Genomic DNA, 19,437 nt, shown 5'->3' with positions numbered 1-19,437 from the left:
TGAGCCAAAGAAAAAACACATTTTTCCGCTGACGAGCCTGCGAAAGTTGAGAACAAAATTATGCTCGAAATTTTTGCAATCAGGCACTAGGTGTAGAGCAATTTGCGCTTGAAATTATCGCTTAACGGCGAAGTAAATTCGCCTTGCGATAATTTCGCGGTGCGGATTTTCACGGAAAATCCGCACAGAGCGTTGAGATATTTTCAATATCAAAACGCTCTAGGCACTGCTTTTCCCCCACGCACAAAGCCGCCTCCGCTGCGCACGGACCGCCCCGGCCCTTGCTTCCGACGCCGCTTGGCGCTATTGCATCCCAACGCCGCCGGGCGGCGTTTTTTTCAGCACAGGGAATGCCATGCTTGTTTTCGCGGCCATGCTTCTGCTGGGAGCGGTGATCGGCTTTGTGGGCGCGGGCGGCGCGGGGGTTATGATCACCCTGCTCACCGTGGGTTTTGGCGTGCCCATCCATACGGCCCTGGGCACGTCCCTGGCGGCCATGGCCTTTACCGCGCTTTCCGGCTCGTACAGCCATTTCCGCGAAGGCAACGTGCTGCGCCGCCTGGGCCTGGCCATGGGCCTGTTCGGGGCCGTGGGCGCGTTCTGCGGCGCGCGGGTTTCCTCATCCCTCGACACGGCCGTTCTCACCCCGCTCACCGCTGCGGCCCTGCTGCTGTCGGCCCTGCTGATCTATCTGCGCATTTTCCACCCCCACAGCCCGCTCTTCCGCCAGCGCTTCCTGACGCCCCTGGGCGGCAGATTCTGGCTGCTGGCAGGCCTGACCGGCCTGGTCAACGGGCTCATCTTCGGAGCCTGCGGCGTGGGCGCGGCATCCTTCATCCAGCTGAGCCTGTTGCTGGTCTTCAACGCGCCGCTCTACCAGACCGTGGGCACCACCATGCTGGTCATCCTGCCCATCGCGGTGCTGGGCGGCGTGGGCTTTCTCAGCGCCGGGCATCTGGAACCGCTGCTTTTCGTCCAGGTGCTGCTGGGCCAGGTGATCGGCGCTTTTTTCGGGGCCAAGCTCACCCGGCTGGCCCCGCAGAGACTGCTCAAAATCGCCATGGTGGCCCTGCCCGCCTTCGGCGGCTTCATTTTATTCCTTGCCCGTTAGGGCATTTTCACTTTGAAATTGCTCTAACGCCGCACCGGCGGGAAATCCGCCCCCGTATACAACTTCCGCCGCGCTTTTTTAAGCCTCGCACATCTGGCGACAAACCTGAAAGATGATTATCTATAATAGAATAAATTTCTTTCAGGGGTACACAATGCGGATAGCGGACATTGAAATCAAAGGCATAAGCTGGCCTGTTTTTCTGGGAATCACCGTGGTGGTCGTGGCGGCCATGTACCTGGACGCCCTGCCCAAGGGCATGGTGGGCGGCTTCGCCGTGGTCATGGTGCTGGGCTTTCTGCTGGAATATATCGGCGACCGCCTGCCGCTGATCAAGGATTATCTGGGCGGCGGCCCCATTATTGTCATTTTCGGCAGCGCCCTGCTGGTATACAGCGGCGTCATGCCGGCCTCGACCAAGGCCGTCATCGACACCTTCATGAAGGGCGACGACTTCCTGACCTTTTACATCTGCGCCCTGATCTGCGGCAGCATTCTGGGCATCGAGGCCCGCCTGCTGGTCAAGGCCGGGGCGCGCTATGTGGTTCCCCTGGTGGCCGCCGTGGCCTGCGCGGCCCTCCTGGCCGCCCTGGTGGGCCTGCTGGCCGGCACGGGCTGGCGCGAAGGCATCAGTTACGTCTCTTTCCCGATCATGGGCGGCGGCATGGGGGCCGGGGCCATTCCCATGGCCGAAATCCTGCACCAGAGCAATCCGGACATGGCGCTCAAGGACATTCTCTCCATGCTGATTCCGCCGGTGGCCCTAGGCAATGTGGTCGCCATCATTTCCGGCGGCCTGCTGGACAAGCTGGGCAAGGCCTTCCCGCGCCTGTCCGGAGAAGGCCAGCTGCTCAAGGGCGAGGCCCCGGTGGCCGAGGACGAGAACCGCCTGCCGATCACCTACACGGCTCTGGGCATCGGCCTGCTGGTTTCCTGCACCTTCATGCTTTTCGGACGCCTGGCCGCCATGGTCATTCCCGGCATCCACTACTACGCCCTGATGATCCTCAGCGTGGCCGCGTGCAAGATCCTCCATGTGCTGCCCACCTCCGTGGAACAGTCCTGCACGGTCTGGTTCAGGTTCGTGGCCAAGTACATGACCGCCCCGCTGCTGGTGGGCATCGGCGTGACCTACACGGACCTCTCCCTGGTCATCAACACCTTTTCCATCGCCAACACCCTCCAGGTCATCGCGGTGGTTCTGGGCGCGGTGCTGGGCGCGGGCCTGGGCGGCGTGCTGGTGGGCTTCCACTTTATCGAATCCGCCATTTCCGCCGGGCTATGCATGGCGAATATGGGCGGCACCGGCGACGTGGCCGTGCTTTCAGCGGCCCGGCGCATGGTGCTGATGCCCTTTGCCCAGATTTCCTCCCGCCTGGGCGGCGCGATCATCCTGGTGCTGGTGGGCCTGGTGGTGCCGCTGCTCATGCGGTAAGGGCGCGCATCCCGCGGCATTGCTTTGCGGTCCCGGCGGCTTCGGCCGCCGGCGGCCCTATTTCTCCCTGCCGTAAAGCTGCGAGACCGCGTCCAGGCCCCAGGCCCGGATGCGCGCATACAAGGTCGAACGCTTCATGCCGAGGATGCGCAGGGCCCCGGCCTCGCCGTCCACGCGGCCTCTGGCAAGACGCAGCACATGGCGGATGTAGCGGCGCTGCAATTCTTCCAAGCTCGGCAAATCTTCCCATTCCAGACCGGAAAGCGTCCCGGGCGGAGCTGCCTTTTCCGCCGGAAGCGGCGGCGGTTCCGTGGGGCGCAACAGATGCAGAGGGCCGCCGGAGTGGAGGATGACCGCCCGCTCCACCACGTTCTTCAGTTCCCGCACATTACCGGGCCAGGCATAGGCGCGCAGGCGTTCCGCCTCTTCCTTTTCCAAGGGAGGCACGGGACGCTGGTAACGGCGGCTGAATATCTCCACGAAGCGCCGCGCCAGCAGGGGAATGTCGGCGGGACGCTCGCGCAGGGGCGGCAGGGTGAGGGGCACCACGGAAATACGATAGTAGAGATCTTCCCGGAAGCGCCCTTGAGCCACCATGCTTTTGAGGTCCCGGTTGGTGGCCGCCACCAGCCGGAAATCAGAACGGATCTCGCGGATGCCGCCCACCCGCATAAAGCATTTCTCCTGCAAAACCCTGAGCAGCTTGGTCTGCATGGGCAGGGGCACCTCACCCACTTCGTCGATAAACAGCGTGCCGCCGTCCGCCACTTCCAGATGGCCCAGCTTCTGCCGCCAAGCTCCGGTAAACGCACCCTTTTCATGCCCGAAGAGTTCGCTTTCAAAAAGCTGCTCCGGAATGCTGGCCGGATGAATGGGCACAAAGGCTCCGGCCCGGCCGCTGCGCGCGTGGACGCGCCGGGCCAGCAGATCCTTGCCCACGCCGGTTTCTCCCAGAATGAGCACCGGCGCGTCGGTGACGGCCGTGCTGTCCGCCTGGCGCAACACGTCGTCGAGCCCGGTCCCGTAGTAGGGCTCATCCAAGGCGGCCATGCGCTCGGCGGCCACGCGGCCCCGTTCTTCCACGGCATACAGGGCCTTGCGCATGCCTTCCTGCAAACGCCGGGCGGTTTGCAGCTCCCGCGCCAGCAAGCCGCCCAGCTCGCGGAATATTTCCGTGCCTTGGGCGCTGATGTGGCCGGCGAAAAACTCGCATTGCAGAAAAAGAAGCCACGGGCGGGCATTGGGAACCGCCAGAGGCAGATATATTCCTGTGCCCCGCGCGGCGCGCGCGGGTTCGCCTGAAGCCGCCTCCATGACGGCGGCGGCCTTTTTCAGCACCGGGCGGAAGGTCGGGCTTTCCAGCTCCAGGCGCGAGATATTGCGCACCATGACCGGTCCCTCGGCGTCCGGGCTGAACAGGGCCGCCCGCTCCACTTCAAAGGTCTCGCTGACGATGCGCAGCATGTCGGCCAGATGGGCGTCCAGATCCGACCAGGCGGGCAGAGCCTCCAGTCCTTCCCGGCAGCGGCGCAGGCAGCTTCGGCCGTCGGGGCAGTAAGGCGCGTCCTGCCCGCCGCCGGGCCCGTCAGGGCAGTCATACTGGGTATAGCGCCGCAACACGGCTCTGGCCGCCGAAAACAGAAGCTCGGCCTGGCGGGCGCGCCGCCGCGAAAGGCAATACGCCAGGGCGAGGCGGCAGCGGGCGATCTCCAGCGGACTGCCCACCCGCTTGGCATAGGTCAGGCCGCGCACCAGGAGGCCGCGTACCTGGGCCGGGTCCACCCCTCTGGCGCGGGCCTGCAAAGCCCGGATGCGCAAGGCCGCGCCCTTGAGATGGCGGTTGGGGCTTTGCTGCGCGGCCGTCAGCTCATCTTCAAGATCATAGCCCGGAATCCGGGGCAGGCCCTGCCATTCATAGGCCCAGAGCATATCAAACAGCCAGGTGAAGCCGTAATAGGGACGCTGGAGCCCCATGCGCACGCAATAGCGCATGCTGGCGTAAAAAATCCTGTGCGAGGTTGCGACGCGCCCTTTCAGAAAATGATAGTGCGCCAGCGAGCGCATGTTCCAGATCCACAGTGTGGTTTCCGTGGCCGGGTCGCAGCAGAGCAGAAGCTCATCCAGCAGGGCAAGGCCCTCGTCGGGCCGCCCCATGCGCATGAGATCGTCGGCCAGATGGGTCTGAATCCATTTCCGCGTCTGTCGGTTACGGCGCAGCCGCGCTTCGCGCAGCCCGGCCAGCAGAATGCCCGCAGCCTTGGCCGGAAGGCCCAGGCTACAGGCGGCGCTGCCGATATAGCGCAACCGCGCTTCTTCAAAGTAGTTGAAATGCGCTGTGAACCGGCTCACAGCGCCGGTTTCAAGATAGGGCAGGGCCTCGCTGTACGCGCCCTGCATAAAATGCAGGATGCCGATGCTGTGCGAGGCCTCCTCCAGAATGTCCGGGTCGCCCAGTTCCCTGATGGAGGCCAGGGTACGGGCCAGCAGGGCATATGGCCGTTCCGTATTGTGCATCCGGGTCAGGTGACGCTGGCTGGCCTCCGTGAGGTCCAGCATGAGGGTGACGCGCCTGTCCCCCAGCGCCTCGGCGGCGGCGCGGGCCCGAGGCAGCAAATCCAGAACTTCCTGGCCGCTCTTGCCCATATAGATGGAAATGCCCTGAACGCTGCGAAACACGCTCAGATAGCGCCGCAGCGCCTCCGCCTCTTCCGTGTCCCCGCTCCATCGGCGCAGGCCGGACAGCAGCAGGCCCAACAGCGCCAGCACCGCCGCGCACCGCCCGTCGTCCAAGGTATGCCGCACTTCTTCCAGCAATATTTCGCAGCCGTCGAGAACGGCTCCGCGCTCCAACGAAGCCACGGCCCGCAACAACGGCCGCGCCGTGGTTTCCGGCGCGCGTTCACGCGAAAAAGCGCGCAGCGCCTCGGGCCGTCCCCGCCAGAGCCCCGAGCGCGACGGCCGCGCCAGCCCCCGCGCGGCGAAAAGACGCAAAACTTCGTCCACGGCCGAGGGCGGCCAGGGCCCCAATTGAATCAGCGCCTGCCGCGTGTAGCGGATTTTATCCACGGCCAGCAGCGCGGCCAGAGCCTGCGACAAGGATTCTTGCGGATTATGGAGCATTTACCGGTCCTGTTTTCAGATTTAATCCAGATATTGGACAAAATCTATTTAACAAACAAGCCCGAAAAAAAGCGTATTTGGAATGGAGAACAACAACACACTGATTATACACAATAAAAAATAAATATCCATATTGGCACCGCTCTTGCTCTTTCCGTTCCAGCTTCCCATGCCGCTTTCGGAGAGTCGGGAAGCGCCACCGCACCGGAAACCATGATGGAGGTCGGGCATGAACGTCACACACGCCACGGAAACCGCAGCCACCGGCACGGGCGGCGCGGCCGCGATCCCTCCCACCCGTAACGAACATCTGAAATGGATTTTTTCCCTGCTGTGCGCGGCGGTCATTCTGGCCGTCTGCGTCGTCGCCGGTCTGTCCCGGCCCGCCTGCTGGTTTTTCAGCCTCACAGTGCTGGCCATCTGTCTCTGGGGCTTTTCCCTGCTGCCCGACGGGCTCGTGGCTGTCATGCTGCCCATGGGCTATATTCTCTCGGGGGTGGGCACGCCCGCGCAGGTGCTTTCACCGTGGACCAAGCCCATGGGCTGGATGATCCTCGGCGGGCTGATGACCGGCCTGGTGCTTCAACATACGGGGCTCGCCCGGCGCATCGCCCTCTGGGCCCTGCACGTCACGGGCAGCTCCTTCCGCCGCCTGCTCTGGGGCATTCTGCTGGCGGGCTTCATCATTGCGCCGCTCATGCCCACATCCACAGGGAAGTGCATCCTGCTGGGCATCATCTGCATCGGCATCTGCGACGCCATGGGCTTCAAGGCCCGCTCGCGCGAGGCATCCACCCTGCTGATGGCCGGTTACCTCGCCGTGGCCGGGCCCCGCATGGGCCTGTACACGGGCGCGGGCGAAGTGACCCTGAATCTGCAAATGCTCGCCACGGCCGGGGTGCACGTGTCATGGCTGGAGTATTTTCTGCAGAATTTCGCGCCCAGCGTGGTCTACAGCGTGTTGTCCATTGTGGTGCTGCGGCTGGTCATGCGGCCCAAGAGCACTGTTGACGCCCGCGTCTGGGTGGAAGAGCAGTACGCCGGGCTGGGCCCCATGAGCCTGCGCGAAAAGAAGGCCCTGGCGCTCTTCGCTGTGCTGGCCGTCCTGATGATGACGGACAAGTGGCACGGCATCAACATCGGCTGGATCATGATGGTGGTGGGCTTTGTCGGTTTTCTGCCGGGCTTTGACCTGGTGGACGGCAAAAAGTTCGCCACGCTGAACCTGACCTCCGTGCTGTTCATCGTGGGCTGCATGTCCATCGGCGCGGCGGCCCAGGCCACGGGCATGGACAAGAGCATCGCCCGGGCAGTGCTGCCCCTGCTGCAGGGCAAGGGAGAGCTGGGCACGGTCATCGCCTCCTTCCTCTCCGGGGCGGGGCTCAACTTCCTGCTCACGCCGGTGGCCGCCGTAAGCACCTTCACCGTGCCGCTGGCGGAAATCGCCAAGGCCCTGGGCATCAATCCCCTGGCCCCGGCCTACGCCTTCATGCTCGGCCTGGACCAGTACGTGCTGCCCTACGAATACGCGGCCTTTCTGTACATGTTCTCCACGGGCTACATCAACTTCAAGGACATGGTCATGGTCTTCGCCTGGCGGGCGCTTATGGCGCTGATCGTGCTCATCCTCGTCTTCTATCCCTTCTGGAAGCTCACCGGCGCGGCCTGAGCCCGCCACACGGCGCATATCCATCATTCACCAGACAACAGACGCAAACATAAGGAGGACCACATGGCAGCCACCCCCGGAACGCCGCAATGGATCGAACTGGAACGCGCAGGCATGGCCGCGCTGGACGAATTCATGGAAACCTTCAACAGCGGCTCGCCCCTGCGCTGGGCGCAAAGCCTGCACTACCCGCACGTGCGCCTGGGCGGCCTCGCGGTCCAGATCTGGAACACGCCCGAAGACTACGCGCGAGACAATGACGTCAGCCGCCTGCGCGAAGCCTCCGGCTGGGGCTACACAAAGTGGGACCGGCGCAAGATGATCCAGGCCGATGAGGATAAAATCCACATGGCCGTGCAGTTCTCGCGCTACACGCCCGCGCATGAAAAAATTGTCACCTTTGAATCCTTCTACATCCTCACCAGGATGAACGGGCATTGGGGCACGCAGTTCCGCTCCAGCTACGCGGGCGTCATCGGCGCGAACACGGCCTTTTAGAGCAATTTCAGAGTGAACCCGCTCTAGAACCTGACGCTAACGGCCGGAGGTGTTCGCAACATCAAGGAGGGGCATCCTGCGGGATGCCCCTCCTTGATTTCACCGATATTGATTGTCTGTTCTTCGAGGGCGCGGCCATATCGCCTGAAGTCGTCGAGGTCCCGCCTTCCCTCCCTGGCGTCCGGCTGGGCTTCTCCTCAGGAACAGGGCAGACGCGTCTAAAAAGTCTTTATTCCCCGAGAGATCGGAGAACGGACAAAAAGAGGCGAAGCCACCTTTGCTCCGCCGGAGCGAAGCGCAGGCGGATGGCTGGTGCCGGGAGAATCCTAAAAAATGCGCCGGCCGTTGCCGCGTCAGCGGCTTGCCTGAGCCGTTCACGGCGAAGCCGTGTTGCCTTAGCTGTAGCCGCAGGGCGGCGTACAGATAAGGACAGCACCGCTACGGATAGCGACAGCGATTTTCCTAGATATTGCGTAACCAATTGCTGTCTTTATCCGTGCGGATCACAAGTTCGCCTACGGCTAAAGCTCCTTCGTCGCAACGGCTGAAGCAAGATTTTTGCGCGCTGGCAAGGAAAACAGCACTTTTTGCGCGGAAACCAACCGAAAGACGGCCCAAAGGGCCGTGCCCGTTGGCGAGCCGCGAGCCTTACGGGCATCGAGAGCAAGGCTGTAAAAGCGCCAGATGACACAGCCGGCACACAAAAGGCTGGTTTTGACGGATCATCACGACGAATAAAAGGCCTGCAAAGCCTGGAATTAGATGCGTCTGCCCTGCCCCAGGAACCCGGCGCCTTGACGCCCGACTGCGGGCGGCATATTCTACATTTACTACTTCCAATGGCAGCGGGCGCGGCTGGATAAATGCGGCGCGCAATCTGCCCGGCATACTGCTGGGTTTCTTTTCGGGCGTCCACGCCCACAGCATGCATTGCCGGGTCGATAGCTCCGAATACAAGACCCTTCGGGGGAATACGAGCAGCGTTCCATTGGGCGCAGTTGAGTCCCGGCATTTCTCATCGCCAAATGCCGATACTAAAACCAATGGAGCGCCTTATGTCCCATCCCCTCGCTGACGCGCCGTCGCCTTCGGCGCGGCCCTTCCCTGATCTCGTTGCCCTGGCCGAAACACTGCGGCAAACCGCCCAGGCCCTGCTGGCGGCAGGCCCGCCCGCGCCCGTGGCCGAACCCGGCGACGCCCCCGCCGCCGACGCCGAAAAGCCCTCGGAAGTCCGCACCTACCGCGTCCCCGGCTATATTGTGGAGGAAGAGCGGATACTGCTCGCGCAACACCAAGCCCAAAGCTGGCAGGAGATGTTTGACAAAACGTGCAACCATTTCCACACCCTGATCTTTCTCCTGCAGCACTTTGAAACGGGCGCGAGCATGGACGGCTACGCCGTAACATTGCTGGGCGACACCTTGATGGCCCCTCTGAACACGCTGAACAGCCTGTGCTCGCTGGTGGCAGATTTTCGCCTCCAGCCCGAAGAGGGATAAACGCGCGGCCGACCCCGTAGCGCGGTCTCAAGCCGAATAAAAGAAAGGCCGGAAACTGATTCTTCAGTTTCCGGCCTTCTGAAATCTATGGTGCCGAGGGACAGAATTGAACTGCCGACACGGGGATTTTCAGTCCCCTGCTCTACCAACTGAGCTACCTCGGCCCATGTGGAAAAGTCTTGTACCCGCTTGGCGCGGCTTTGGCAAGCCTTTTTTGGGGAAATTTCCCGCGAAAACTTGAATCTTGCGCATCTTCCGGCCATACTCGCGTTGTTTGCAGCCCAGCCAAGGAGTTCCCGTGCAATTTCGTGCCTCAGTCCCCCCGATTTTACGTGAAATGCAAGCCCTGCGCACCCTGGGCGTGTGGCGGCTCATGTTGCAGGCCCTGGTCACGGGCGGCATCACCGGCGCGGTGATCGGCCTGTTTCGCCAGACCTACACCCTGATCAACACGGCGGTTGTGGACTATGTGCACGGCCACAGCCTGTCCGACCCCCTGGTGGGCCTGAGCATCTTCGTGGCGCTGGTTCTGCTCGGCCTTCTGGCCTGGCAACTGCTACGGCATGAACCGCTGATCAGCGGCAGTGGCATCCCCCAGGTGGAGCTGACCGTGGCCGGGCATCTGCCCATGCGTTGGGTCACGGTCATCTGGGCCAAATTCGTGGGTACCCTGGTGTCCTTGAGCGGCGGGCTTTCCGTGGGCCGCGAAGGGCCCTGCATCCAGATGGGCGCGGCCGTGGGCTGCGGCGTGGGCCGCATCTGGCATGACGACAAGGCCCAGACCATGCCGCGCTATCTCATCGGCGGCAGCGTGGCCGGGCTCACGGCGGCCTTTGGCGCTCCGGCCGCCGGGCTCTGTTTCGCCTTTGAGGAAATGAAAACCGTGATCAGCGCGCCCATGCTGCTGTTTGCCGCGCTGGCCGCCGCCTCGGCCTGGTTTGTGATCGAAGTGCTCTTCGGCTTCGGGCGGGTTTTTCCCTTCCACAATACGGGCACGCTCTCCCTGCTGCAATGGTGGATCGTGCCCCTGCTGGGCGGCATGGTGGGCATGCTGGGCGCGGCCTACAACGCCATCCTGATCCGCCTGACCCACTGGGCCGACCGCAGCCCGCTGATGCCCCAGCCCGTGCGCGTGCTGGCCCCCTTTCTGATCAGCGGCCTGCTGCTCTACTTCTACCCCCAGGTGCTGGTGGGCTTTGGTCCGGGCGCGCTGGATCTGGAAGGCCTGGCCCTGCCGCTGGGCGCGCTCTTGCTGCTGCTGGCCGCCAAAATCCTGTTTTCCTGCGTGAGCTTCGCCTCTGGCGTGGCCGGCGGCCTGCTCATGCCTATGCTGCTCGGCGGCGCGTTGGCCGGCGGTTGCGCGGCCTCGGCCCTGCTCTCCCTGAACTGCATCGGCCCGGAACAGGGCGCCACCCTGCTTATTCTGTGCATGGCCGGGCTGTTTGCCTCCACGGTGCGCGCGCCGCTCACCGGCGCGGCCCTGCTGATCGAAATGACCGGCTCGCTGCACAACGCCCCGGCCATTGTGGTCACATCCTATCTGGCCGCCCTGACCGCCAACTGCCTGAATTCGCCGCCGGTCTACGACAGCCTGAAGCAGCGCGCCGTGGACCAGGAAAAAGCCCGGCAAGCCAAAATCGACCCGGCCGCCGGTGCTCCGGGCGCAACCACGTAGGGAGGATACGTGCGCCGCTTTTTCCTGCCGCTTTTGCTTTTATCGGCGCTCACGGCCTGCGAATCGAACACCTATCCGGAGAGCACGTGCGCCGATTTTACACGCCCGACTGCTCATATTCGGGAACTCTCCCCCGCGTTCCTTTGCTTCGACGGCTACGCCGCCCGCAAAACCGGCCAGGAAAGTCTGAATCCGGAATGGGTTGACGAGGCATTGAGCCAACTGCACAGGCAGTGCGAGACGCGCCCCCAGGCCAGGGTCATGGAGATCTGGATTGAACTCAAAAAAACCCTGATTGTACCAGGCCAAAGCTACACTATGACTACCCTTGCCTGCCACGAGCTTGTGCACGGAAGCGCCGGACGCCCTTGGGCCTCGGAGAAGGGCATAGCGCTCTGGCTGGTGGGTTATCTGCATGCCGGACGCGGCGCGGCGCCTTGGTTTGTCGAAGACATGGAGGCCGTCATCGACCGAAACGGACCGTTATTTGAGGCCTGCAAGAGGCGCCCACAGGATATGGTGCTAGATGTCATGCGGGAGCTGGCCCATTGAACGGGTCTATCGCCGTGAGCATGATCAAGAATCATTTTTGTTTGCATATAACATATTGAAATATCAATATAAATAAAAAAATACTTGCAATAGTACAGATCATTGCTTACATATGGTGCCTCCCATCAATATTACAAGGCGAACGTCATGACCCGCAAAGACCGTACTGAAGGCATTTACAGCCGCCGTGAAGTGCTCGACGAGAGCGAGCGCCGCCAATACTGCCTGATCCAGCTCAAGGATCTGCTCTCTTACGCCTACCGCTATTCGGAAGACGTCAAAAAGCGTTTTGACCGCGCGCAGTTCAATGTGGAGAAGTTCAAGACTCTCTCGGACATCAAGCACATCCCCATTCTGAAAAAGAAAGAACTGATCTTTCTGCAGTCCATGGGGCCGCGTCTGGGCGGGCTGCTGACCAAGGACATCGGCGAACTCAAGCGCATCTTTCTTTCGCCCGGCCCCATCTTCGATCCCGAAGACCGGGGAGAGGACTACTGGGGCTATACCGAAGCCTTCTATTCCGTGGGCTTCCGCCCCGGCGACGCGGTGCAGAACACCTTCAACTACCAGCTCACGCCCGCGGGCCTGATGTTTGAAGAACCCCTGCGCAACCTGGGCTGTGCGGTGATCCCGGCCGGGCCGTCCGACGCGGCCACCCAGCTGGACATCATGCAAAAGCTGCGCGTCTCCGGTTATGTGGGCACGCCCAGCTTCCTCATGCACCTGGCCCAGAAGGCCGAGGAAAAGGGCCTGAATCTGCGCAAGGATCTTTTTCTGGAAGTGGCTTTCGTCACCGGCGAGCGTCTCTCGGAAAAAATGCGCTCCCAGATGGAAAAGAAATACGACCTGATCATGCGCCAGGGCTACGGCACGGCGGACGTGGGCTGCATCGGCTATGAATGCTTTCACAAGACCGGCCTGCACATCGCCAACCGCTGCTATGTGGAAATCTGCCATCCGGACACCGGCATTCCGCTCAAGGACGGCGAAGTGGGCGAAATCGTGGTCACGGCCTTCAACAAGACGTATCCGCTGATCCGCCTGGCCACGGGCGACCTTTCCTACATCGACCGCAGCCCCTGCGCCTGCGGCCGCACCAGCCCGCGCCTGGGCAGCATTGTGGGCCGCGTGGACACCACCGCCCGCATCATGGGCATGTTCGTCTACCCGCATCAGGTGGAACAGGTCATGAGCCGTTTCGAGGAGATCAAGCGTTGGCAGATCGAGGTCACCAACCCTGGCGGCATCGACGAAATGACGCTGTTCATCGAAACCAGCGGCTTCAAGCGCGAAGAGGAGCTGCTGCACCAGTTCCGCGAAAAAATCAAGCTGCGCCCCGAACTGCGCGTTCTGGCTCCGGGCAGCCTGCCGCCGCAGATCCGGCCCATCGAGGACAAGCGCCACTGGGATTAACCGCTGTTGCAAAAGCCCGGCCTCTTGGCCGGGCTTTTGTCTATTCTTCAAAAGGAGGACGACATGTCCGATCAGAATACCGCTGAAACCCTGGCCGGGCTCATCCAATGGCTCAGAGAGCGCCATGACAGGATCATGGCCGTGGAGGCCGAGGCCCTGCGCCTGCTTGAATCCGGGAACACGCCCGGCCACAACGCCAAAATGCGCGAAAAAGCCGAAATGCTCGCCGCCCTGGGCGAGGACGCCAAGCCCCTGTTGGCCGGACTGCCCGGCGAACTGCGCTTCAACCTGGCTCTGGCCCTGGAACGTTTTTCGGGCAGCGCCCGCAATGCGCTGGGCCTCAATTCGGTCTTTTACATGTCCGCCCTGCTCTATCCCGAGGCCCACAAACAGGGCGAGCCCGACGACCTGACGGTCTGCATCGACCGCGTGGAGCGCGAAGGCGAAAATTTTTCCTAGGGCCTGTTAACACTATTTGACAAAGAGCGAGTATTCCGTAAGAATGTCTTATGCAAATTACTCGCGAACAATATGAGAGAATCGCTGACTGCTTCCCGCGCCAAAGAGGTAATGTCCGTTTTGACAATCTCCAGGTGTTGAATGCGATTCTGTACGTTGCGGAGCATGGGTGTAAATGGCGTGGACTGCCGAAAAATTTTGGCTGTTGGCACAGCATCTACACGCGCATGAACCGCTGGAGCAAGAACGGAGTTCTTGACCGTATATTTGAACGCCTTCAACAAGAGCAGATACTCCGCCTTAAAATAGAAGCAGTTTCTCTCGACAGTACTATTGTTAAGGTTCATCCCGATGGAACAGGGGCCTTAAAAAAACAGGTCCGCAGTCCATCGGAAAGTCCAGAGGCGGCTGGACGACCAAGCTTCATATGGTTGCCGCGAATGCTGAATGCGCGTTGAATTTCAGCCTCACTCCCGGCAACGCCGGCGATGCCCCCGAGGGGCGCAGGCTGCTTGTCCAGTTGGGGCCGATGCCAGCGCCGTGCAGCTTGCTTATGGATGGCGCATATGAGGGTAATGAAACGACTCGCTTGGGACGTGAGTTGGGCTTCACTCCGGTGGTGCCGCCCAATCCCAACCGACTGAAACCGTGGGAGTATGACAAAGAGCTATACAAAAGACGTAATGAGGTAGAACGGCTTTTCAGGAGGCTCAAAGGCTTCCGCCGTGTTTTTACTCGCTTCGATAAGCTCGATGTCATGTTCCTGGCCTTTGTCGTCTTTGCGTTGATTGTTATAGCTCTGAAATAGTGTTAACAGGCCCTAGAGCAGATCAAGGTTGAGAATTGACATTCTCAACGTTTTTAAGATGCTCGCCCTGCTCTCGATGGCCGTATGGCGCGCTTCGCGTGCCAACGGCCACGGCCCTGGCCGCCGAAGAGGCTGGACAGGGACGACGGATTGGCCGATACTAAAAAAATCGGCGGCCCTCCGACCGCCGAAAGAATTGTTTCGCGCCGCACGGCGCGGGCAAGACAAAATCCACGTATAAGGAGCAAGTTATGACGCGTGTACTGCGTTTTCCGGCCCTGCCGGTTTTGTTGCGGATGTTCGCCCTGCTGGCCCTGGCGGGCCTGCTGGCTCTGCCCGCCCTTCAGGCCCGGGCGGCCGACGATCCGGCCAAGGCGGCCTCAAAGGACAAATTCGAGGAAATGGATAAAAACAAGGACGGCAAAGTGATTCTGGAAGAATTCCAGGCCTCTTTCCCCAATATGAAGGAAAGCGCCTTTGTCGTCATTGACAAAAACGGCGACGGCGCCATTGACCGCGTGGAATGGGATGAATTTCTCAAAGGCCACGCGGCGGGCATGAAGCCCGGCATGGGCGGCATGCCGCCCCAGATGGGCGCTCCCATGAACAATATGCCCGGCGATCCCATGATTCCGTCGCCGGACAGCGCGGACATGCCTCTGGTTACTCCGCCCAATGGCCGCTGATAAACACAAGGCCCCGCCTTTTCCCGTGCCCTGGCGTCCGGCAACGACGCCTGGCACGGAAGAAGCGGGCGCAGCTTCCCCGCGCCGGCCGGAAACGTCCGGCGCGCCTCTTTCTCCGGCCCGCCGGGAACGCCCCGCGCGCGGAGCCCGGCCACGCCCGCGTCGTCAAAGCGCTCCCCGAAATGCGGAGACTCAAGGCCAGCCGCATTGTCCCCAATTTCCCGACATTTCAGCGCCGTCGGATGCAGGCGCATACGGACAAGCCGACCCCGGCCCGCGTTCCCGGACGATGCCGTGCGGGCCGGATAAAAAATGGCGGCCCGGCGCTCTCGCGGAAAATATGCCGGATACGGCAAATGCCCCGGCCCGGCCCGACCATTCGACACGATTGCGCCATCCAGGAGGTTCGGGAGGTCCGGCAGCCCTGGCCCAGCCCCGCTTTCTGCCCATGTCCCGCGAAGAGATGCTCGCCCTGGGCTGGGACGAACTGGACGTGCTGCTGATCAACGGCGACGCCTATGTGGACCATCCTTCCTTCGGCTGCGTGCTGCTGGCGCGCTGGCTGATCCATCACGGCTTCCGCACCGGCCTGGTGGCCCAGCCCCGCTGGGACAGCCCCGACGACCTGCTGGTCATGGGGCGGCCCCGCCTGTTCGCGGGCGTCAGCGCCGGAGCCCTGGACTCCCTGCTGGCCCATTACACGGCCTTTCGCAAAAAACGCCATGACGATGCCTACACCCCCGGCGGTAAGGCGGGCGCGCGACCCAACCGGGCCTGCCTGGTATACGCCAACCTAGCGCGCCGGGCCTTTCCCGGCCTGCCCTTGGTGCTGGGCGGCATTGAAGCCTCCCTGCGGCGGGTCAGCCATTACGATTTCTGGACCGACGCCCTGCGCCGCCCCATTCTTATGGACGCCAAGGCTGACTTGCTGGTCTGGGGCATGGGCGAACGCGCTATTCTGGAATGTGCCCGCCGCCTGGATCAAGACCGGAATCAGGGCCGGGACCAGAGCCCGGGCGCGAACGTGCTGGCCGGAATTCCCGGCACGGCCTGGCTTGACAAACTGAACGCCGAGGGCCGACCCGCCAAGCCGCCCGCCACGCTGGCGGGCGCGCCGCTGATGACCCTGCCAAGCCATCAGCAGCTGCTGGACGAACCGGAACAATTGCTCAGGCTGACCCAGATGCTGGAACAGCAGGTGCACCGGGGCGACGCCTGGGCCTTTGAGCCCGTGGACGGCCGCGCCCTGGTTCTGGCCCCGCCTCCCGCGCCCCTGACTACGGCGGAAATGGACGAACTCTACAGCCTGCCCTTTTGCCGGGAGGCCCATCCCGTCTATACGCAGCCTATTCCGGCGGCGGAAATGCTGCGCACCAGCATCACCAGCCACCGGGGCTGCGGCGGAGGCTGTTCGTTCTGTTCCCTGGCTCTGCATCAGGGGCGCCACATCAGCTCGCGCTCGGCGGACTCCATTCTGGCCGAGGCGCGTGCTCTGGGCCGTGACGCGGCCTCCGGCAGACGGAGCAAGGCTGGCGTGGCCATTTCCGACGTGGGCGGCCCCACTGCCAATATGTGGCAGGCCCACTGCGCTCTGGAAGACGCGGGGACCAAGGCGGGGAGCGACGGCCCGACCGACATGCGCAAAAGCCGCTGCCGCCGTTCCAGTTGTTGTTTTCCCACGGTCTGTAAGGCCTTTGTGGCCCCGCAGCGCAAGCATGTGGAACTGCTGCGCGCGGTGGCGGCTCTGCCCGAAGTCAAACAGGTGCGTGTCGCCAGCGGCGTGCGCGCGGACCTTGCCCTGCGCGATGCCGAGGCTCTGGCTGCCTATACCGGCGAGTTCACGGGCGGGCAGCTCAAAGTGGCCCCGGAACACTGCGCGCCCTCGGTGCTGGCCCTGATGCACAAACCCCCGCTGGCGGTTTTCGAGGCCTTTCTGGAGAGTTTCGTCCGCCAGAGCCGGACCGCCGGACGTGAGCAGTATGTGGTGCCCTATCTGATGAGCGCCTTTCCCGGCTGCACGGATGAAGACATGTATGCCCTGGCCCACTGGCTGCGCCAGCGCCGCTGGAATCCGCGCCAGACCCAGTGCTTCATCCCCACGCCGGGCACCATTGCCACGGCCATGTATTATTGTGCTAAAAACGAAGCCGGTGAAGATATTGAAGTGGCCCGCAGCGACGCGGCCCGGCTGCGCCAGCATCGCATTCTCATGCCGGTGGCGGAAACGGCGGAGGGAGTGGGCCTGGCACAGGCAGAGGGCAAAAAGAGTATGAATCAGCGCTTCCTTAAAAAAAGCGACCGATCAGATACGTGCCCCAGACCACGAGGATACAGATCTGGGCGGTGAATTGCGCGGCGCTGCCCATGTCCTTGGCTTTTTTGGACAGGGGATGCAGTTCGGGCGAAATGCGGTCCACCACGTTTTCAATGGCGCTGTTCAGCAACTCCACCAGCAGTGCCACTACCAGCACCAGGGCCAGCAGCACGCGGTCGCCCCAGGCTTGGCCCAGCCAGCAGGCCAGCGGCAGGCCCGCGAGGCAGCCCCAGACTATCTGGCGGAAAGCCTGCTCGTCCCGCCAGGCCGCCGTAAAGCCGTCGCGGGAATAGCGGCAGGCATTCCAGAGTCGCCGCAGACCGGAACGCCCTTTGAGCTTGTTGCGGAGATTGTCCGGCGTCTGTGGACCATGCGCAGCCATGTCGCCCCCTTACAACTTTCGTCCGCCCCGGACAAAACGCCGGGAGCGTCCGGGCCAGTGTGCCTGAAAAAGCCCGGACGCGCCAGTGCGGCGTAAACAGGGAACCAGGGAGAAAACCATGCCCGATCCGGAACAACGTCTGGCCCGCCTGGAGGAGCTGAGCTTCTTTCAGGAAGAACAGCTCAGGCAACTTAACGCCGCGCTCACGGCCCAGCAGACCCAGCTGGACAAGGTGGAGCGGGATCTGGCCGACGCGCTGGCCGTGATCCGCCTTTTGCGCGAAAAGCTGGCCGAGCAGCCGGAAAACACGCTGCCGCCGCATTTCATGCCGGAACGCTACTGACGCACTTCAAGGGTTAAAGATTCTTTGGAGGTGGGATGGAAATCATTTCCGTCCGCGCGCAGCCGGGCTGTGCGGATGCCGCCATCGCCTTTCTGCAACAGGCCTGGGGCGGCGGCAACAATGAGATCATGTATGAGGACTGCGTCCGGCACTGCCTGGGCAGCCCAAGCCCCCTGCCCCAGTGGTATCTGCTGCGGGACGGAGAGACGCTTGCGGGTTGCGCCGGATTGATCCCTAGAGTGAATTCACTTTGAAATTGTGCCAATTTCAAAGCTGACGCTGCCCTCACCCTGCGGCGGGAACGTGGTCCCGCCTTGGCTTCAGGCGCGGGCGTCCGCTCACTCGGCCACCAGAGCATTTCAACATTTTCAAAGTTGAAATGCTCTAATGATTTCATCAGCCGCATGGATCTCTGGCCCTGGATCTGCGCGCTGTATGTGGCGCGGGAACACCGGGGCCATGAATACGGCCGCCGACTGCTGGATTACGCCAAGGCTGACGCCCGGCGGCTCGGTTTCCGCAAAATCTATCTCAGCACGGAACACATCGGCTATTACGAACGCTACGGCTTTGCCTATCTGGGGCAAGGCTGGCGCCCTTGGGGCGAAAGCTCGCGCATCTACGCGGCTCCGCTCTGAACCCGGCCGCAACGCGTCCGCGTGTCCTTTCCGCAAAAAACGGCCCTTCCGCCAAGGCGGAAGAGCCGTTTTGCATTCACAAAGTCCGAACAGCGGCTAGAAACCGAAGCCGTCCGAATTGGAACCAGAGGCACCGAAACCGAAATCATCCGGCACCGCATTTTCCTCAGCGGGCGCGGCCTCTGCGGCGTCAGCCCCGGCTACGGCGGCACCGGCGGCCACACCGCCCACCATCATGCCCTTGAGGCCGTCCTTGATGGCGTCCTTGATGGTCTGCATCAGGTCGTCATGGCTCACGGCCACCTTGCCCTGGAATTCGGCCACCTGCTTGCGCAGGCCGCCCATGTCGGAATTCATGGTCTTGATCTTGGCTTCCAGCTCGTCGCATTTTTTCTGGAGCGCCTCGGCGCGGGCCTCGGCGGGTTCCAGTTCACGCACGCGCTCTTCCAGCTTGACCACGGCGGCGGTCTGCGCGGACAGACTGGCGAAGGTATCCGCCAGATAATCCAGGGTCTGGCCGGCCAGGGCCTTGGTACGGCCGTCCATGGGGGTCAGGGAGACATTGTCGCCCAGCATGCCGCGCCCACGGGTGACGAAGCCTTCCCAGGACTGGTCCTCGCTCCAGGTCAGGTCCATGAATTTGGGGTACCAGCGGGCCAGCCAGGCCGCCGCGAACGGCCCCACGGCCTTGGCGCAGCAGTCGCAGGCGATGGAGCGCCCCACCACATAACCGGCGATATCCTTGATGTCCACGCCCTCTTTGCCCACCACCAGGGCCAGCACGGATTCCACGGGAAATACTTTGCGATCACTATCAGACATGGCGGCCTCCTCC

18 protein-coding genes and 1 tRNA gene are annotated in these 19,437 nt (G+C 62.5%); 15 read left to right on the top strand and 4 right to left on the bottom strand.

Annotation, left to right across the window (positions count from 1 at the left end; all coding sequences use genetic code 11):
* Window positions 1-355: 355 nt before the first annotated feature.
* Window positions 356-1,111 carry a sulfite exporter TauE/SafE family protein gene (locus HMPREF0326_RS04575; RefSeq protein ID WP_008683264.1) on the top strand — a complete coding sequence of 252 codons (756 nt, stop codon included), beginning with the start codon at window positions 356-358 and terminating at the stop codon, window positions 1,109-1,111.
* A 154-nt stretch (window positions 1,112-1,265) separates the two neighbouring features.
* Complete coding sequence (locus tag HMPREF0326_RS04570; protein ID WP_020990255.1) at window positions 1,266-2,546, top strand: 2-hydroxycarboxylate transporter family protein; 1,281 nt, start codon at window positions 1,266-1,268, stop codon at window positions 2,544-2,546.
* Window positions 2,547-2,603: 57 nt separating this feature from the next.
* Here HMPREF0326_RS04570 and HMPREF0326_RS04565 read toward each other — a convergent pair whose 3' ends face one another.
* A complete protein-coding gene (locus HMPREF0326_RS04565) occupies window positions 2,604-5,666 on the bottom strand; it encodes a sigma-54 interaction domain-containing protein (RefSeq protein ID WP_020990254.1) in 3,063 nt (1,020 codons plus the stop codon).
* A 229-nt stretch (window positions 5,667-5,895) separates the two neighbouring features.
* Here HMPREF0326_RS04565 and HMPREF0326_RS04560 point away from each other — a divergent pair, with 229 nt between their 5' ends.
* The 3 genes from HMPREF0326_RS04560 to HMPREF0326_RS04550 all read left to right on the top strand — a co-directional run bounded on the left by HMPREF0326_RS04560 (window position 5,896) and on the right by HMPREF0326_RS04550 (window position 9,332).
* Complete coding sequence (locus HMPREF0326_RS04560) at window positions 5,896-7,335, top strand: SLC13 family permease (protein WP_008683259.1); 1,440 nt, start codon at window positions 5,896-5,898, stop codon at window positions 7,333-7,335.
* 63 nt (window positions 7,336-7,398) lie between these two features.
* Entirely contained in the window at window positions 7,399-7,833 is a 435-nt protein-coding gene (locus tag HMPREF0326_RS04555) for a hypothetical protein (RefSeq protein ID WP_008683258.1), read from the top strand.
* A gap of 1,055 nt (window positions 7,834-8,888) precedes the next feature.
* Window positions 8,889-9,332 carry a hypothetical protein gene (locus tag HMPREF0326_RS04550; protein ID WP_020990252.1) on the top strand — a complete coding sequence of 148 codons (444 nt, stop codon included), beginning with the start codon at window positions 8,889-8,891 and terminating at the stop codon, window positions 9,330-9,332.
* An 88-nt stretch (window positions 9,333-9,420) separates the two neighbouring features.
* Here HMPREF0326_RS04550 and HMPREF0326_RS04545 read toward each other — a convergent pair.
* Window positions 9,421-9,496, bottom strand: a tRNA-Phe gene (locus HMPREF0326_RS04545).
* Window positions 9,497-9,630: 134 nt separating this feature from the next.
* Here HMPREF0326_RS04545 and HMPREF0326_RS04540 point away from each other — a divergent pair.
* The 7 genes from HMPREF0326_RS04540 to HMPREF0326_RS04510 all read left to right on the top strand — a co-directional run bounded on the left by HMPREF0326_RS04540 (window position 9,631) and on the right by HMPREF0326_RS04510 (window position 17,272).
* Window positions 9,631-11,007: a chloride channel protein gene (locus HMPREF0326_RS04540; protein ID WP_008683256.1), complete on the top strand. Its 1,377-nt coding sequence runs from the start codon at window positions 9,631-9,633 to the stop codon at window positions 11,005-11,007.
* Between the two features lie 9 nt (window positions 11,008-11,016).
* Window positions 11,017-11,559: a hypothetical protein gene (locus HMPREF0326_RS04535; protein WP_008683255.1), complete on the top strand. Its 543-nt coding sequence runs from the start codon at window positions 11,017-11,019 to the stop codon at window positions 11,557-11,559.
* A 147-nt stretch (window positions 11,560-11,706) separates the two neighbouring features.
* Window positions 11,707-12,972, top strand: coding sequence for a phenylacetate--CoA ligase family protein (locus tag HMPREF0326_RS04530; RefSeq protein ID WP_008683254.1), 1,266 nt, complete (start codon window positions 11,707-11,709; stop codon window positions 12,970-12,972).
* A 63-nt stretch (window positions 12,973-13,035) separates the two neighbouring features.
* A complete protein-coding gene (locus HMPREF0326_RS04525; protein WP_008683253.1) occupies window positions 13,036-13,431 on the top strand; it encodes a hypothetical protein in 396 nt (131 codons plus the stop codon).
* 50 nt (window positions 13,432-13,481) lie between these two features.
* Window positions 13,482-14,239, top strand: a protein-coding gene (locus HMPREF0326_RS16645) for an IS5 family transposase (protein ID WP_147568320.1) whose coding sequence is annotated in 2 segments (ribosomal slippage) — window positions 13,482-13,806 and window positions 13,806-14,239 — 759 coding nt in all. Because the reading frame shifts where the segments join, the coding sequence is not laid out codon by codon here.
* A gap of 251 nt (window positions 14,240-14,490) precedes the next feature.
* The gene (locus tag HMPREF0326_RS04515; RefSeq protein WP_009302603.1) at window positions 14,491-14,925 is read left to right on the top strand and encodes a calcium-binding protein; all 435 of its coding nucleotides are present in this window, start codon (window positions 14,491-14,493) and stop codon (window positions 14,923-14,925) included.
* A 448-nt stretch (window positions 14,926-15,373) separates the two neighbouring features.
* A complete protein-coding gene (locus tag HMPREF0326_RS04510) occupies window positions 15,374-17,272 on the top strand; it encodes a YgiQ family radical SAM protein (RefSeq protein WP_020990251.1) in 1,899 nt (632 codons plus the stop codon).
* On the opposite strand, the gene HMPREF0326_RS04505 is transcribed toward HMPREF0326_RS04510, so the two are convergent.
* The gene (locus HMPREF0326_RS04505; protein ID WP_008683246.1) at window positions 17,211-17,621 is read right to left on the bottom strand and encodes a diacylglycerol kinase; all 411 of its coding nucleotides are present in this window, start codon (window positions 17,619-17,621) and stop codon (window positions 17,211-17,213) included. The genes HMPREF0326_RS04510 and HMPREF0326_RS04505 overlap by 62 nt on opposite strands.
* A gap of 118 nt (window positions 17,622-17,739) precedes the next feature.
* On the opposite strand from HMPREF0326_RS04505, the gene HMPREF0326_RS04500 reads away from it, so the two are divergent.
* The 3 genes from HMPREF0326_RS04500 to HMPREF0326_RS15485 all read left to right on the top strand — a co-directional run bounded on the left by HMPREF0326_RS04500 (window position 17,740) and on the right by HMPREF0326_RS15485 (window position 18,602).
* Window positions 17,740-17,964 (top strand): SlyX family protein, encoded by a 225-nt coding sequence (locus tag HMPREF0326_RS04500; protein WP_009302599.1) that lies wholly within the window; start codon window positions 17,740-17,742, stop codon window positions 17,962-17,964.
* Window positions 17,965-17,999: 35 nt separating this feature from the next.
* Complete coding sequence (locus HMPREF0326_RS15490) at window positions 18,000-18,218, top strand: hypothetical protein (RefSeq protein ID WP_009302597.1); 219 nt, start codon at window positions 18,000-18,002, stop codon at window positions 18,216-18,218.
* 120 nt (window positions 18,219-18,338) lie between these two features.
* Window positions 18,339-18,602, top strand: coding sequence for a GNAT family N-acetyltransferase (locus HMPREF0326_RS15485; RefSeq protein ID WP_198012614.1), 264 nt, complete (start codon window positions 18,339-18,341; stop codon window positions 18,600-18,602).
* Window positions 18,603-18,698: 96 nt separating this feature from the next.
* Here HMPREF0326_RS15485 and HMPREF0326_RS04490 read toward each other — a convergent pair whose 3' ends face one another.
* Entirely contained in the window at window positions 18,699-19,424 is a 726-nt protein-coding gene (locus tag HMPREF0326_RS04490) for a hypothetical protein (RefSeq protein ID WP_008683240.1), read from the bottom strand.
* Between the last annotated feature and the right edge of the window lie 13 nt (window positions 19,425-19,437).

It is taken from the genome of Desulfovibrio sp. 3_1_syn3 (genome assembly GCF_000145315.2).
Taxonomy (GTDB): domain Bacteria; phylum Desulfobacterota; class Desulfovibrionia; order Desulfovibrionales; family Desulfovibrionaceae; genus Desulfovibrio; species Desulfovibrio fairfieldensis.
Note: the sequence above shows the minus strand (reverse complement) of the source record. Positions and strands in the feature narration are given on the sequence as shown.